The 17490-nt window shown below is 44.7% G+C and carries 11 protein-coding genes; 3 read left to right on the top strand and 8 right to left on the bottom strand.

Features of this window, described 5'->3' with window-relative positions; translation table 11 throughout:
* Positions 1–8 precede the first annotated feature (8 nt).
* From IKG78_RS06705 to IKG78_RS06695, 3 genes are all read right to left on the bottom strand, one after another.
* Positions 9–1061, bottom strand: a complete 1053-nt coding sequence (locus IKG78_RS06705) for a glycosyltransferase family 4 protein (RefSeq protein WP_290941317.1) — start codon at positions 1059–1061, stop codon at positions 9–11.
* Between the two features lie 22 nt (positions 1062–1083).
* Positions 1084–2889: an alginate lyase family protein gene (locus tag IKG78_RS06700; protein ID WP_290941315.1), complete on the bottom strand. Its 1806-nt coding sequence runs from the start codon at positions 2887–2889 to the stop codon at positions 1084–1086.
* 147 nt (positions 2890–3036) lie between these two features.
* The gene (locus IKG78_RS06695) at positions 3037–5832 is read right to left on the bottom strand and encodes a TIGR02171 family protein (protein WP_290941312.1); all 2796 of its coding nucleotides are present in this window, start codon (positions 5830–5832) and stop codon (positions 3037–3039) included.
* Positions 5833–6194: 362 nt separating this feature from the next.
* On the opposite strand from IKG78_RS06695, the gene IKG78_RS06690 reads away from it, so the two are divergent.
* Both IKG78_RS06690 and IKG78_RS06685 read left to right on the top strand, forming a co-directional pair.
* Entirely contained in the window at positions 6195–7607 is a 1413-nt protein-coding gene (locus tag IKG78_RS06690) for a CotH kinase family protein (protein WP_290941309.1), read from the top strand.
* 100 nt (positions 7608–7707) lie between these two features.
* Positions 7708–10506, top strand: a complete 2799-nt coding sequence (locus tag IKG78_RS06685; RefSeq protein WP_290941301.1) for a TIGR02171 family protein — start codon at positions 7708–7710, stop codon at positions 10504–10506.
* Positions 10507–10545: 39 nt separating this feature from the next.
* On the opposite strand, the gene IKG78_RS06680 is transcribed toward IKG78_RS06685, so the two are convergent.
* The 5 genes from IKG78_RS06680 to IKG78_RS06660 form a co-directional block, all read right to left on the bottom strand.
* Positions 10546–11757 (bottom strand): glycosyltransferase family 4 protein, encoded by a 1212-nt coding sequence (locus IKG78_RS06680; RefSeq protein ID WP_290941297.1) that lies wholly within the window; start codon positions 11755–11757, stop codon positions 10546–10548.
* A gap of 6 nt (positions 11758–11763) precedes the next feature.
* Entirely contained in the window at positions 11764–13077 is a 1314-nt protein-coding gene (locus tag IKG78_RS06675) for a nucleotide sugar dehydrogenase (RefSeq protein ID WP_290941294.1), read from the bottom strand.
* A 20-nt stretch (positions 13078–13097) separates the two neighbouring features.
* Positions 13098–14468 (bottom strand): nucleotide sugar dehydrogenase, encoded by a 1371-nt coding sequence (locus tag IKG78_RS06670; protein WP_290941291.1) that lies wholly within the window; start codon positions 14466–14468, stop codon positions 13098–13100.
* Positions 14469–14709: 241 nt separating this feature from the next.
* Positions 14710–15546, bottom strand: coding sequence for an EamA family transporter (locus IKG78_RS06665; RefSeq protein ID WP_290941289.1), 837 nt, complete (start codon positions 15544–15546; stop codon positions 14710–14712).
* Between the two features lie 247 nt (positions 15547–15793).
* Positions 15794–16237 (bottom strand): hypothetical protein, encoded by a 444-nt coding sequence (locus IKG78_RS06660; protein ID WP_290941286.1) that lies wholly within the window; start codon positions 16235–16237, stop codon positions 15794–15796.
* A gap of 96 nt (positions 16238–16333) precedes the next feature.
* Between IKG78_RS06660 and mltG the strand changes: the two genes are divergently transcribed.
* Positions 16334–17347, top strand: a complete 1014-nt coding sequence (gene mltG / locus IKG78_RS06655; RefSeq protein ID WP_290941283.1) for an endolytic transglycosylase MltG — start codon at positions 16334–16336, stop codon at positions 17345–17347.
* The last annotated feature ends 143 nt before the right edge of the window (positions 17348–17490 follow it).

Below are 17490 nucleotides of genomic sequence, written 5' to 3'. Positions count from 1 at the left end.
CTTTTTCATCACTTCATTCCCTCATACGCGTTTTCTAGCTTATCCAAGACAACATCGCTCTTATAATTCTTTACGGCATCCATCCAAGCGTCACGCCCCATACGAACTCGCAAGGCCGTATCATCAACAAGGGTTTCCAGTTTCTTCGACAACATCTGGACGTCTCCCGCATCCACCAAAAAACCATCCACGCCATCGCGTACCACATACGGGACTCCGCCTGAACGCGCTGCAACAACAGGCATTCCAAGGCCCATAGCTTCAACAAGACTCATGCCAAACGTTTCTGCATAAGAAGGTAATGCAAGAAAATCAAATTGGGCTAGCGTTTTCAAATACTCCTCGTGCTTCAGCCAATCCGAAACATGGATTAACGCCGCCTTTGGCGATTCTGCGACTACGGACTTGACCTTTTCCACTTCGCCATCGCCAAACAGATACAATTCCGCCGGAATCTTGAAATTTGCATTTGAGAACGCTTTTATCAGGTCATACACGCCTTTTCTTTGTCCGTACCTTCCCGAAAAAACAATCTTCACCGGCTTTTCATGCAAAGTCAAATCGACAGGAACTTCAGCGATTGTCGAACAAGGATTAGGAATAACGACATAGCGACACACCCCCTTGCCCACGAAATCGTCTAAAAATTCCTGCATATCCGGAGTAATGCAAACAACCATTGCGGAATGCCTAAAATAGCAACGAATAAAGCGTTGAACAAACTTTGGAGACGTTTCGCACATTCTTATGAAACGGCTTCCATGAACATGGACTACGTATTTTTTTCGGCGTAACCGCAAACAAAGGCTTACCAAGAACTTGCGGAAAAAACTTCCGTTAAAAGAGGTATGTATTTGAAAACATGGAACATCAGGAGGGCAGAACAAAAGCTTCAAGCACAAGCAAACAAAGAGGGGCAGCGACCTGACGAACGAGCCGTTGTAAGACGGCATGAAATTTTCATCCGGCAATTCGAACAATTTTTTATAGCTGGCAAGTACAGAGCTAATGCCTCCCTGTACATCTAACGCAGGACCAATATGACAGACCTTTTCAAACATACATGAAATCTAGAAAAAAAGATCAAAGTACTTGCAACCGGGTCACAAATACCATATCCCCTTTACAATTCGTCTTTGCATACAAAAATGTCGTCTGGACTTTTTCGCCAAAGTGTTCCGAATACCATCCCTCACGAATCTCGTAGGGCAATTTTGAATCCAAAGACATTTGCACCTTTGCCTTTCCTGCGAATTCGAGAACCGCTGTAGAGCCCTGCAATTTCGCATTTACCGATGGATGCAAATGGAATGGGATTTCTACAGACGCAGGAACCTTGCAATGCAAAGTATCCGTAATGATAAATTCATTTACATCACGGTCAAATTCAATTTTCCGCACATGTTGGACACCCTCTTTGCGATATCCGTCATGCGTCGCTTCAACAAAATTTTCGCCCTGATTCAGCGTCTTGCAATGATAATGCGAAAGCCACATCGTCGGCCCCGCCTGATTTGCCTGATTTTTCCCATTCACGCAAACCGTATTATGGGCAAGCGTACTCACAAAATAATTTCTTAAATCTTTGTGCGTATGATACGTAAACGTTCCCGGATCCACAACAATAGGGCATCCATCGACATGCAAGATAAAGCTAAGCGCATCGGCATGACCGTGTGCCGCTATGCTCAAGTATCCAAGCGGAGCCGCATCAAAATGCAAATAAGTTTCACGAAAGCCCGAAACGGCAACGCCTTTCACGCGTTTAAAAATATAATGTCCACTTTCAGGATAGAACCTATTTCCATCCATTGAAAATCCAACAGCAACCGCCGGCATGGACACAAACTTTTCACGACCAATCGCTCCGAACAGCAATTCATTTTTTTCATCCCACAGGACATCCGTACGTTTAAGCGAGGCATCGTTAAAATACACTGCGAACGAAGCTAACAAAGACTTGAAATTATTGAAATGGCCGCCAGCATCCGGGCGTAAAACAAAACCGTCATCGCCATCGCCGTACATCGGATAATTGCATTTAGAGTCCAGCATCACATTCATGTAATTCGCCATCGCATGGAGCCGCTCGTTATACGATTCCGAAAATGGAACACCCGAGTTCTTCCCTACCACTGCGGCAATCAAGAAAAAGTCATCGATAAACTGGATGTATTCCGCAGCTTCTTCGCGGTTCACGCCTTCTGCGGTATTCTGCAAAAGAATTTCACGTTCCAAGCCCGCCCGCGCATACTTCAAACGCGCATGACGATGCGGAATATTCCAACCGCACGCAGCAACAAAAAGGCCCGCATATTCTGAAATCAAATGGTTGTTTGCCGAAGAACACAACGATGGGTGATTATACGAATACTCTGCATGTTCATAAATCAAAGGCAACCAAACATCACTTACAAACTTGTCTAATTCAAAATCAACTTTACGAAGCGAATCCACACCCAAAACTTGCCAACAAAAATACCAGCAAATCAATCGCAAATTCACTTCGATATTGCTATACCAGTTGACTCCCACCATATATGGGTTTTCGTTTTTCCAACTTGTCAAATGGTAGCAGAACAAATCCAGATAATTTTTATCACCACTATTTTTATAATGCCATGCAATATGCAGCATAAACTGCATACGGTTCACTTCCCACACATGCTTTGCGCTGCCATACTTATCGCTACGGATATCAATCTTGTGCGCAAAAGACTTTGGGAAAGTTCGTCCCGTCGATAGATCGAGATGCCAATCAATCTTTTTGAAAACATCGATGGACTTCTCAAAAATCGGATAATCCAAATGTTCCGAGACATCATCAATCATCGAAGATCTAGGCAAATTGACCGAAGCAGACATATTCTTTTTTTTACACGTATTCATTACATGTTTATCCAAAACATGCGTACGCAACCGTTGACGAATGCGGAAAATAAACTCACCGGCAGAAAAAGTTTTTAATCGTCTAATGTACCAAGAAAAAGGCATTTGGTAGAAATCTAGCAAAAAAGAGTTGTATTTTTTCTAGGGCTATTTGGGAAAAACAATATTCAGTGTCTTTATAAGCGAATCAAGTCGATCCGTCAAACGGACGGCACCGACCTCGGATAAATGCCCTGGATCCGTAGCCATTTCATCCGTGTAATCATGATCTCCCATTTTATTTTCATCAAATAAAACAAAATTCGGATAGGTCTCTTCCAATTTCTTCAATTTTTCTATAAAGACAATAGCCTCGCTTCTACGCAATCCACGATAACCAAAAGCCCCAGTTTCCTTATATTTGGGATTTTGTGGTGTTATAACGCCGATGACGATGATATCGTTTTCTTTGCAAAGTTTCAAAAACTGCGTGAACAAGTCAAAATTTTTATTATGGGAATAGGCACAGTCCTTATCATCCATCCAACTTGAATCCTTCGCAAGAGACGGTTCGCCCCATCCGTATGATTTCATAGGCACAAAGCCTCTTGTCGGGCGCATCTTTTGCGCCATAGAAGCAACACCTGGCGATTCATACGTCGCCTTGAATAATTCTGGACTATAATCGTCTTTCCAATAGTTATGATTTTTATCATAAACATAACCCGGATATGACTCATACGCCTTGAACAAAATATTATCATAATCGCGACCATTGTCATAGGATCTATCTGGATCTATAGACGTAATGACCAACTTCAGCTTCTTCAAGTGCGGCAGAATATAATTCTGGAAAAGAAGCGTGGTTCCGTAAATTACAGTCCCAGGAGTCGCAAAATTTATGGCAAAGACCGGCTTACTGAACTGAATCGGATTTACGGCCTGATAAACGCGCGACGAGCCAAGAATAACAGTATTCGCAGAATCCCTATATTGCCATAGGAACTCCATTTTATATCTGAAATATATTGCCTTTTCTGAAGCGCCGCTTGAATTGTAATAAATTCCAGCACTATCAGGATCCAATTTTCTTTGTTCTTTTTCTTCCAGCGAATCGGAATTTGACCTTTTCACCCACAAATTCGGATGCCAAAGTTCTTCGCCATCAACCAATTCCGTAACGTTGCTATCTTCAGGACTGACCAGCACTATTTTTTTATACGCCCCATTAGCATTGACCAAGGAGGCCACAATATTGGATGTCTCTCCATCTGTAGCCCATTCGCTGTGATCAAAGATGTAATTGGAGGGGGCCTTGATGCTCCGCAACAATTTTCCGTTGCTGTCGGCAATAAAGAGTCTTTCATGCGTTACATAAGTTTCACCGACAAATTTTTTACCGCTTTTACTGGCAAAATCCAAGAAGGACACTCGTTTACGACCATCCATGGAAAGAGAAACATTGCACGCCTGCTCCCCATTATACCATACCGTATCGCGAGCATTCTCAGTAATAGTCGATCCTTTATTTGCAATTCTAGCACGGAGAAGCCTCGCCCCCGAAACCGCCAAGGTATTATCTTCACTTATTCCTCCATGATACGCCCCATCAAAAAGTTTCTTCGGTTTACCAAATTTTTCTTTACTAAATGAAACCTGCCAAGTTGAGGAAGCCTTGAACGAAGCAGTGTCTTTATTGTTTGCAGCACTAGTTACATAGACAATGGCAGTGTCTCCTGTTTCGGTCACACGCCAGCGAGGGATTGCAGCACTCTTGACATCAAGTTTTACGAGCTTTGATCCTTCTGGATCCAATTTTCTTACGTACAACTCTGATTTTTTGTCAATGCCTTCATATTTCGTACAAAAGGCGACATATTCTCCATCCGGTGAAATTTCCGGATGGTAAACCTCGATGGTATCCTCGATTTCTTGTACGGATAAAGGAATTTCACTATAATCGATGTAGGCCAAATTCCCTGAAACATCATTTCGAAATGCAAGTTTTGCACTATATGTTTTGGTATAGTTTTTTAAAGTTTCCGAACTGGCAATCGGTGTAATAACTCCAGCGGCAACCTTTCCATGATTATTGATTCTTATTGCATTAGGGATTTTCCCAAAAGCCAATCTAAAGCCGACATATTCAGAACGGGTAGAAGATGTAACTGTATAGACATCGCCTCTGGTTATAGGATTTATTTCGGACTTCGCATTTGTATAACTTCCGCCTTTAACAATGCGTTCGTCCATTTTTCCTCCATCGGAAGCTCCAATATAATTTGTCACTGTTGTATCGTAAAAAACTCCTAGCCAATCATTCACCCACTCCATGACATTGCCGGCCATATCGCACAGTCCTGTCGAATCTTTTCCTTTGGAACAAACAACATGCGCCTTGTTACCTGAGTTTCCATTGTTCCAACTTTTTTTGGGGTCCCAATTTTTTTTCGCCGCCAAGACCCACTCCGCTTCAGTAGGAAGCCGAAACCCATCTACATCGGCAAGAAAAGAAAAACCTTCCAAACCAGTACAATGTTTTTCTGAATCATAGCTTAACTTTTTATAAGTATAAACGGTATCATAGCCCTGCATCTTGCTTTTAGCATTGGCAAAGAGAACGGCGTCATAATAAGTTACATCCGATAACGGAATGCTATCGTTTTCGCAGGAATCCCAAGTATGGAGTTTACTCTTTTTGGCTACTTTCCGATACTCTCCACACGTGACTTCATGGACATCCAAGAAAAAAGCATAATCCAGTTCGACCTTCATCTCGGGTTTTTCATTCGCCTTGAAACTTTTATCTTTCGTGCCTAATGTCGTTTTAGAAGGCTCTATGCGAATCATTCCCTCTATTTTCTCGGTATCCGATGCGACAGTACTGTTCTCATTTTCATCAGTTACACTGTCGCTACAAGCATTCAAAAAAAATGCAAATATGAATAAAGACAAAAAAAGCATCAATCTTCTCCTTTTGAACCAGTTCCCTCTAGACAAACCAATTCATCATAAAAAAATCAAATAGCAGGACCTCCACTTATAGAGACGGCTGTTATAAACTTTACAAGATTCTTTAACGTCATTGTTCTTCGTGAAACTAGATGGCAAATTAGGTCCGCCATGACGTTGTATTATAATTTTTTAATCACCAAAGCAATAATAAATATAATCACACAAAAACATTTAGTCAATTCCCATTCAGCCTAAGTTTCTATTTTGGTCCCCATAAACAAGCAAATATTATCACCTGACAAAAAAAAAGGGGTTTTCCCAGCAATCACCTCAATATATTTTCATAAAAAGAATATATATTCGAAAAGAATATGAAATCTCATGATGTCCCTCTATCCCTTTTTGTGATTGCAACAACAATCATTATAGCCCTATTCTCAAATGGATGCGACGAAATTCATTCCACAAGTTCACAAGGGAAATCCATCATTCCCGAGCACACGCCAAGCAGGCAAGCTCTAAAACGCATTCCAGAGCTTTTCATTTACACAAATTCCAAAATAACAAGCAACTACTGCAACGCTTATTTCTACTTTTTTGACGCAAGCGAACATTTCACGTATTTCACTCCTACCGAAAACTTTGAAAATTTTGGCTATATCAAAAAACGAGGAAATTCGACAGCGCAAAGTCCCAAAAGACCCTACAATATAAAATTCGATGAAAAGGTTGATTTTTTAGGCATGGGCAAAGCAAAAAAATGGGTTCTCTTATCCAATCCATTTGACCCTACGCTTATTCGGAATAAGTTAATTTACGATTTAGCCAGCAATCTTTCCTTTGCATTTTCACCCAAATCATATTTTATTGACGTATGGTTAAATGATATTTTCATGGGGAATTACCAAATCTTTGAAAAAATAGAATTCCAAAAAAATAGAATTCCATACAGCACTGAGAACGGAGACTTTCTTTTTGAAGTCGTTGAAAGCGAACAACGAAATAAAGCAAACGATGTTTACTTCCACACTCCGGTCGATTCCATTCGCATAACATTATGCGAACCCGAAGAGCCTACTCCAGAGCAAATGGATGACTTTATACAAAAAATGGGACATATCGAAAAAGCGATTGCAACCCAAAATATCACGGAATACATCAAGTTCGTTGACATAAAAACCATTATTGACTATTACTGGATAGAGGAATTTGTCAGCAATCCTGATTTACATACGGGTTCTGTTTTCTTTACAATCCACGACGGCATCTTGAGAGGCGGACCGGTATGGGATTTTGACCTGTCCCTCGGAAACACAGTATCAGCCACAAAAGCATCTACAAACAATTTCAATGCCAAAAGAACATGGTGGAATATACTTTTCCAAGATTCAGTCTTTCAAAAGATTGCCTATGAGCGCTATTTACAAATCGAGCCCTATTTCGACAATCTCGCCAACGACAACGAACTGGGCAAGAACAAAATCGATTCCATTGTAGATTTTTTCCACGATTCGTTCAACCGCAATTATTCGGATTCGGGATGGGCGTACTGCGACACTCTAGAAATAACCGACAACCAAGAAAGAAGGCAACTTTCCTGTCCCTACAACCCGGTTCCCTTACCAACATTCGATGAAAATATTCATTTTCTAAAAGAATGGATTATAGAAAGAAATCAGTACCTGAAGCAAACAGTCTCTCGCAAACTAGATGAACTGAACCACATTGATATCACACTTGAGCGGGCGTTTGCCATTCAAGATTCAATATTTAGGAGTAAATAAATTTTTTAAATTCTCCAAAAGAGAATGTTTTTAAACGTCTAATGTACCAAGATTATTTCACGTATCAAATATATTTTATCTTTCCATAACAGAGGACGGTATGAAACAAGGATTATTAATCTCAATTTGTGCATTGTTGTTATATGCATGCAGCATGTCGTCCGATTCCTCGAACGACTCCCCATTGGATGAAATCGAAGGCATGATTGCCGTTCGCGGCGGAACCGTGACACTCGGGACAAAAGACAGCAAATTCAAGCCTTCGGAGCGCCCCGCCATGAAGGTTTCGCTCGATTACGACTATTATCTGGCCATCCACGAGTTCACTTGCGGCGAATATAATGTCCTTGCCAAGGAATACAAACTGAAAGATTTTGGCAAGTGCAAAAAAGATAGTCTCCCCCTTGCAAACGTCACCTACTACGACGCTGTACTCATCGCAAATGCCAAAAGCAAATCCGAAAAACGAGATTCGGCATATACATACACCAAGGCGACATTCGATAGCGAAGGCCATTGTACAAACCTGGATGCACTCGTTTTTCACCCCGAATTAAACGCCTACCGACTCCCCACAGAAGCCGAATGGGTTCTCGCCGCATCCAAAGGCTGGGATCCAAAAAACAATAGCTGGAATGCCGACAACTCCGATTTCAAAACGCATGTTGTCTGCAGTGCCGGAAAGGATTCACAAGATTTCTGCGACCTTGCCGGCAACGTGAAAGAATGGGTCAACGACTGGGCTGGTCAATTCCGCGACACGACCATCACAAATTACGTAGGTTCTCTCGACGGAGGCGATCTCGGAGAACGAGTTCTAAAAGGGGGCTACTTCTCTGACAGGCCATCTGAAATGAACGTCATCGCACGAGGCGACGAATACACCGTAGAGGGTTCAACGCACGCCGACCGCATTGGTTTTCGACTTGCATTCGGCAACATCCCGAACCCCATTTGGCTAGACGCCAGCGGAAAAGTACAGACAAGCGCCGTATCAGCCCTTGCCAATGCCAGCTCCATAAAAAAATTGACCGGCACCCATAACGCCATTCTCGCGTTCCGCAACGACATCAGCGGAAACCTCGCATTTATCGACTACAGTGAAGGAACCTTATCCGTAAAAGAGATTCATGATTCCATCGAAGTATATCACCCTGACATTTCGCCCGACGGAAAACGCGTTGCATTCTGTACCAAGCCCGAAGGCATCAGCGGCACATCCAAACTTTACGTCCGCGACTTGAACGCAAAAGGGACAAACCGCGTAAAACAGGATGTCAAGAGTGCCGCCATCCCCCGCTGGAGAGTCCTCGACAATGGCGATACGGCAATCGTCTATGTAACCGACGCCGGCAACAACAAGGACGAATCCGCTTTCAAGGGGAGCGCCACCTGGCAGGTAAAATTCTCCAAAGGCAAATTCGGAACTCCGCAAAAACTCTTCGATGGAGCCTACCATGGCGGCATCAGCGAAGACAACACTTTGGCCGTTTCGGGAGCAAGGCTCCTCCGTGCACGCATTGCAAAATCCGGCTCTACAATTACAGAAAAAGCACGCGACACCATTTGGTATGACAAAGAACAAGCGTGCAATGTTTCGCTTGCTCAAGACAAAAGCAAACGCACTTTGTTCCTCGACTTCGGCGGCAAAAAAGGCCAGAAATTCGTCGGCAAATCGTACGCCACGCACGAACGCATTTTCGTCGCCGACAGCAACGGGAAGTTAATACAAAGTATTTCATCACCATCAGGCTACACGTTCGACCATACCGAATGGGCAACCGATGGCAAGACATCCAACATTGTGGCAACGCTCACGAACGCAAACGGGTCACACACAAAAATCGTTCTCGTAAGCCCTGCTGACAGTTCCGTCACTGAACTTGCCGAAAGCGAAGAACTTTGGCACCCGAATCTGTGGATAGAACGCAAAACAAAAAATGCGCAAACTGACGAAACGGGAATAGACTTCGAGCTCGCCCCGGATAGCACAGGTATGTATTACAACAATTCGGGAGCATGCAACCAAGCTAGTGTTTATCGTTACAAAATGGAACTTATATGGCAATATAAGGATTCGACAAATGCTGTCATCATGGGTGCATCAAGAGCTTATTATGGAATTGACCCCACATTATTCAAAAACTCGATTTTCGCCATAAACCTGGCAACTCCAGCAGCATCACTTTGGGGAACTACAGAACTTTTTTACAACTATGTCATCCCACATTTAAAGAAGTTAAAAATGCTTATTATGTCTTTAGATTTGGACAGATCGTATAACATTGGGCAAAACGCAAACAACATGTTTTACAAGGCATACGAATCTTATCCAGGATATGTATATGACATGAACCACAATTATTGGAAAGATGGTTATCCTAAAGGATTATTCAAAGCGACATACGACAGCCCAGGCACATCCACCCAAGCTCAAAACAACCGCCCCACTCGTGGTCACCTGATAACATCTGCTAATGGCTGGGGAGACCCTACAATAACCGAAGATTCCTGCTGGATGGATTACAAAGCCGACAGGTATAACCGAAATTTGCAACTTTTGACAGAACTTATGGACTCTTGCAGCGCCCATAAAATAACCGTAATTGGAGTAATTCCACCAATCAATCCCAAATATGCGGAAACAGGAGCTTACGGATATGCCGGACTGCGCCGCAGCGAAGTTCCGGACGTTTTACAAGATTTGTCAAGCATCACGAAGAAATACCCGAATTTCATCTTGATGAATGAAAACAAGATGGGCAAGCACGACTACACCGATAAAGAGGCCCATGACTACAGTCACCTTTCCCAAGCTGGCGCCGAAAAGCTCACCCACCGCCTCGATTCTCTTATCAAGACATTAGATATAAAGTTCGAAAACAAAAAAGAGAAGTGATTTGCACTTCCCTTTTTCACATACAAAACAAAATAGGAATTACATTCCTAAAATTTTCTTGTATGCACAAATCAGTTTCGGCTTTTCGAAATCCCAGCTAAGTTCGTTCTGTACGCGCTTACGTCCGAAAGCCCCCATTTCAGCGGACTTTTCTGGATGGTCGAGCAACCACAAAATCTTATCGGCAAAATCGTTCGTGTCCGTATTCGTCGCATAGAGCGACGCTTCCTGCGCTGAGAATTTTCCTTCCTTGAGGGTAAACTGCACAATGGGCTTTCCGAACGCCATGTATTCCATGATTTTGTTCATAGTTGATTTGTCGTTCATTTCCGAAGGCAAATCAGGATTTACGCACACATCGGCAGTATTCAATACGTCCGCCAAAAATTCGTCACTCACGCGACCGGGAAATTCCACGAAATCGGTCAAGTTCATCGTTTCATTCAATGCGCGCAGTTCGTCAAGGGAAGGTCCCCCACCCATAATGCAAAAACGGATGTCCTTGCGTTTCTTTTCATTCACGATATAGTCAACAGAACTCAGCAAAAGATCGATACCTTCCTGCTTGCCCATCACACCAATGTACCCCACCAGATACTTGAAGCCCTTCTTGACTTCCGGCTTTGCCGGCCCCACTTTCAATTTCGAAAGATTTGGACCGCTACGCACTACAGTAATATCCTCTTCGCGTTTGCGACCACGGCGCATCGCAATTTCCTTGTACGATTCGTTTGTCACAATCGCATGTTTTGCAAAGAAATACGTAAGGCGTTCCACCAAGATCATCGCACAGTAGCCAAGACCCTTCTTGCCGAATTTTGCAATCCAAAGTTCCGGATTGATATCGTGATGGTCAAAGAGAAACTTGCAACGTGTGAACGTAAAGAACACAAACGCTGCTATAAAAATCAAGTCTGGCGGATTGCAAGCGTGAATAACATCCTGCACGCCCTGCGTCCTGAACACCTTCAACAATAAACGAAATTCGTGGAAAAGTGCACAGAAATATTCCTTGAAATAATCAATCGTCCCCTTCGCTTCGGGCAACGGATGACGATAAATTCGAATACCTTCCAGTTCCTCGTATTCCAAAGGATATTTCTTTGTTTTAGGACAAATAACCGTTACCTCGGCACCAGCTTCGTGAAGCGAGGTTGCTTCTTGCCACACTCGACGGTCAAACGGTACCGGAAGATTTTCAACAACTATGCAGACTTTTTTGTCTGAAAGTTCCTTTAAAGACTGGCTCATAAAAAATTACCAACAAAATCCTTCATAATTCGAGAGAGTTTCTACAGAAGTATCCTTCATGCGGACCAAGTCCAAAAAATGAATTTCAGGATACCTGCGGATAAGTTCTGGAATTTCGGGATTTCGGACAGTAATGATGACAAGCGAATTATTTTCTACAACTTCTTCGACTTCTTTTACAAGAAGCGGAAGCAAATGCGGGATGCGCTTGTTAAGTTCGCGGAGATTCGTTTCCTTTTCACGGGCGATATTCAAATAACGGTCATAAATGCTGAGAGAGCAGCCTTTTCCCAAAACACCTTCAGCCAAGCGAATTGCAGCCGAGTTTCGCAAATCGTCTGTGCCAGCCTTGAATGTAAGACCGACAATACCGACAGAGCGCACGCCGATTTCTTGCACGCGTTCCAATACACGCTGGATATGCTCGTCATTGCTTGATTCAATGGAAGAAAGAACAGGAACATCCACCTGATTCGATTCGGCCAAGAAGTTAAGTCCTCGCAAATCCTTCGGCAAGCAAGAGCCACCATAAGCAAATCCCGGTTTGAAATAATACGGGGAAATGTTAAGTTGAGTATCCTTGCAGAACAAATCCATGACGCTGTGGCTATCGATATCGAGTTTTTTGCAAATGGCTCCGATTTCGTTCCCGAACGTCACCTTCAAAGCATGATACGAATTGTTGACAAACTTGATGATTTCCGCCACCTTCGGTTCAACTTCGACAACTTCGCTACCGAGCGGTTCATAAATCTTTCTAAGACTACCAAGAGCACGCTTGCTTTCACAGCCAATCACGGTCAACGGCGGGTTCAGGTAATCGGCTACAGCCATGCCTTCACGGAGAAATTCAGGATTCGACGCCACAGCAAAATTAATACCTTCACGCTTGCCCGAAATTTTCTCAATCAATGCCGTCGCAGCAGCATTTGTTCCCGGCGGAACCGTGCTGCGGATAACGACGATATGGAAAGTCGATTTGGAGCGGATAGCCTCCCCAATGGACTTGATTGCAGACATCAAATACGTTGTATCCAAGCGTCCATCCGGGGCGTTCGGCGTGCCGACACATAAGAACGAAACATCCGTCTTGGAAACAGCCTCCATCGCCGAAGACGTCGCCGTTATAAGTCCTGCTTTAAAGCCATCTTGCATTACCTCATCTACATCACGTTCGACAATCGTCGGGAGTCCGGCGGCAATTCGATTTACCTTATTTATATCAACATCATATCCGACAACGCGATGACCCAATTTCGCCAGACATGCAATTCCGACACACCCTACATATCCCAACCCAAAAACGCTAATAGAAGCCATAACAACTCTCTTTCAAAAATTTATTCGGCCTTGCCCTTGCCGATACTAGTCACTTCAAACCCAATCTTACGAAGTGACTCTGCATCCAAAATATTGCGCCCGTCAAAGACAAACGCAGGCTTTACCATCGAAGCGTAAATACGATTCCAGTCGAGTTCAGCAAAGCATTTCCATTCCGTGCAAACGACAACCGCATGAGCCCCTTCTACTGCCTTGTACGGGTCTTCTTCAAACTGGACCTGCTCAAGCACATCCTTCAAGTCGCGCTTGGCATCGGGAATTGCCTTCGGATCCGTGACGACCGGCAATGCATGTTCAGCCAGCAAGTCACGCACGACCAAATTCGCAGGACTTTCGCGGGTATCGCCCGTATTCGCCTTGAACGCAAAACCGAACACTGCAATCTTTTTGCCGGCAATCGTATTGAACATCGTCTCAAGCATGCGATCGACAACGCGGTGTGTCTGCCATTCGTTAATCTTCACGACACTTTCCCAGTAAGCCGCCACTTCAGGCAGTCCATAGTATCCGCACAAATAAACAAGATTCAAAATATCTTTCTTGAAGCAACTGCCGCCGAAACCGATGGAAGCCTTCAAGAACTTCGGGCCAATTCGCTTGTCCTTGCCCATCACATAAGCAACTTCATCGACATCGGCACCCGTGCGTTCGCAAAGAGCACTGATCGAGTTGATGGAACTAATACGCTGCGCGAGGAACGCATTCGCAGTGAGTTTCGTCAATTCGGAACTCCAAAGGTTCGTTGTCAAGATGCGATCGCGCGGCACCCAGTGCGCATAGACATCGACAAGCTTCTGGCAAGCCGCAAGACCAGATTCCGTCTGGTGGCTACCAATCAAAACGCGGTCCGGTTCAAACAAGTCGTTAATTGCCGTACCTTCCGCCAAAAACTCAGGGTTCGAAAGAACTTCGAAATGCAAACCCTTGTCGTTCGAATTCAAGATACGTTCCATAGCCGCAGCCGTGCGCACCGGGAGCGTTGATTTTTCGACGATGATTTTTCCTTCGTCCGCAATTTCCAGAATATTACGAGCAGTCTTTTCCCAATACTGCAAGTCAGAGGCCTTGCCCGCACCATGTCCAAAAGTTTTCGTCGGAGTATTGACAGAGACAAAAATAATATCGGCTTCCTTAATCGCAGACGGAATGTCCGTACTGAAGAACAAGTTGCGACCACGAGCACGCTTTACAACATCGTCCAAGCCAGGTTCAAAAATCGGGAGATTGTCGCTATTCCAAGCGTCAATGCGAGCTTGGTTAATATCCACAACAGTCACTTTTACATCAGGGCACTTGTCGGCGATAACAGTCATAGTGGGGCCGCCGACATAACCCGCGCCAATGCAAAGAATCCTAGTATTGTAATTCATAATATGTAAAATTAGAAAAATACAAAGCGAAAAAGTTACAAGCAGTGTGATATTAGACGAAAGACGAGAGACGAAAGACGAGAGACGAAAGAGTAGAGGCCAGAGGCTAGAAACTAGAGGCTAGAGACGAGAGAAATGGACACGGTCGCCCAAGGGCGACCTTTCAGGTATGAGCTATAGCCCAAAGCGAAGCGACCCCATAGCCCAAAGCTAATGACCATTGACCAATGACCAACGACTATTAACTAACTTTCCTTCTCGGCCTGCGGACAATGAACAAGCAGGCGCCGATTAGAACAAGTGAAACAGAAATCACTTTGCCTATCGGGAAAGCTTCCGAGAACACAAGCGCCCCCGCCAAAGTCGGCACAGCGGCTCCTACAGCCGCACTGAAAGGAATAATAAACAGCGCACGCCCACGCGAGAACGAAATTTGCGAATAAAGGAACGCTATTCCGTACGTCACGATATAACCGAGCGCCCTTAAATCCAAAAGCAAGTTCGCCACCGACGAAATTTCGATATGGTCCAAATCAAAATCCATCGCCAAGCTCTTGTAAAACGCCGCCGAAAGCCCAAACCCCACGCCCATGATCAGCGAATCGACCATTTCGCGGTCCTTTACCCAAATATGAGCAATCAACGTCGCAAAGCAAAGAATTCCCGCATACGCCCAAAGCGTCCCGATGTTCTGTATCGCCGTCGATTCACCCAAATTCTCGACGGAATACAAAAGCCCCGCCACCACAAAGCAAATCGCCACCACAATGCGTTTCGTCAAGACTTCCTTCAAAATGCAAAAGCCCATCAACGCCGTCAGCACTGGGTTTAAAACCATCATCGGTTGCACTTGGCTCAAATCGTACTGAGCCATCGCAATGTAATAGCCAAGCGTCGCAAGCCCAGAGCAGCCAATGCCCATCCACCAAAATTTGTTTGTAATAACGCCCTTGAAAAACGCCCAAGGTCTCGAAGTTCCACCCGTACGTTTGCCAACCGTCGAAACTCCTGACTTTTCCAAAATGTTTCCGCAAGCGAACAAGAAAGCAGGACCGATGGTAAGAAGAAGAAAGAGCATAATTTATTAGTAGGAAGTTAGAAGTAGGAAGTGGTTAGTGGTTGGTGGTTAGTGGTTAGTAAACAGTAGGACAAATCCCCGCAAGGCGAGTGATGCATGAAAATTTATTTTCGCATAGCCGAGCTGAGGGGATTGCACGAAATACAAAGGCGGAGGTCGAGCGTCGCGGCTTCTGCCCTAGCATCAAAAAACCCAAAAAACCCGCGGCCATTAAGCCGCAGGTCAAACATTCATGAATGTTCAACAGCTAGTTTTCGCCGTTGTGCATTTCAATCGTTTCACGGTCCATCGTGTGCTGCAGATATTCTCTGAAGTCACGGTCGATGTTCACGCCTTCGAAGTCGATGTTGTCGTTTTCCAACACGAACACGGCACTCGGGTTATCGAGCCAGCCCACGATGTCCACGTCTTCCAACTTCATCGACTTGTCGCCAGCCTTCTGGGCAACGTATTCGACCTTAGCCTTCGGAACCCAGCCCTGACCGCAAGCGCCCTTCACGAGAACTTCGGTATCGCCTTCCTTCAAGACGGTCATTTCGTCGTTAAAGCTAGCCGTGCAGACTACAGAACCACCATCCTTTTCCTTGGTGAGTTCCACATCGCCCAGCTTGGATTTGACCTTCTTGGCGGCAAAGGAAGAAGCAACCAATAAAGCGAAGGCGACAAACATAACTTTTTTCATCATATTCATAGCGAATCCTCAAAAGAAGGGAAATATTCAACAATGCTATACGAATATACTTTTTATTTTGCCAATCCGTTGCATTTTCTTTTAAATTTTTACGCAATGAAGAAGATTTTTTCAATTACCGCCATTATTATCGTCATACTCGCCGTTTTCGCGTACATCCACGTAAATCAACGGTTGAGCGAAGTTTCACATAACGAAAAAACTGTAGTTTTGGAGATTCCGAAAGGAAGTTCTCCTACAAAAGTTTTACAAATCTTACAGGAGAACGGAGTCTGGACGGACGAACTTGCGTTCACTTTATGGTGTAAAAAACACAAACCAGCCCTCAAAGCCGGGTGGTACGAAGTCCCCGCCCACCAGACGCTCGACAAAATCATCGCCATATTCGAAAGCGGTAAGAGCGCCGTCCGCAAGGTGACCATCCCCGAAGGTCGGGCCTCTTGGGAAATCCCCGCCTACATCCAGAAAAGTTTCCCGAACCTCGACACAGCCCGCTGGAACAGTTTAGTCCAAGACCCGCAGTTCGCCCACAACCTTGGCATCGAAGGAAATTCGCTCGAAGGCTACCTGCTGCCGGACACGTACCCGTTCGCCATCAACTCCGACGAAGAGTCCATACTGCGACAGATGGTCGCCGCAAACTTTAAAGTACGCGACGAAATGAAAAACCGCAAAGGCTCCATGTGGGAAGAACTAGGCAACTGGCACCGCGTGTTGACGCTCGCAAGCGTCGTCGAAGAAGAAACAGGCATTCCCGAAGAGCGACCGCTCATTGCCGGAGTGTTCCACAACCGTCTCCGTCTCGGCATGCCACTGGGGGCGGACCCGACAGTGCGGTTCATCTTCAAAAACTTGACCGGGCCGATCTACAAGAGCCAGTTGAACAGCGGAAACCCATACAACACCCGCAGGTTCCCGGGACTCATGCCAGGACCGATATCCAATCCGGGACGCAAGGCCATAGAAGCCACGCTCTTCCCCGAAAAGACCGAAGCACTTTACTTTGTTGCAAAAGATGACGGCTCGCACACGCATTTCTTCAGCAGCACGCTTGCCGACCACAACAAATACAAAGACATCGCCGCCAAGAACCGCGGTGAAAAGAAGTAGCGGCGAAGCCGCAGTGGTTAGTGGTTAGTGATTAGTGATTAGTGGTTAGTGGTTAGTAGGCAGTAGGCAGTAGGCAGTAGGAAGTAGGCAGTAGGAAGTAGGAAGTAGGCAGTAGGCAGTAGGCAGTAGGAAGTAGGAAGTAG

Source organism: Fibrobacter sp. (assembly GCF_017545445.1).
GTDB lineage: Bacteria > Fibrobacterota > Fibrobacteria > Fibrobacterales > Fibrobacteraceae > Fibrobacter.
Note: the sequence above shows the minus strand (reverse complement) of the source record. Positions and strands in the feature narration are given on the sequence as shown.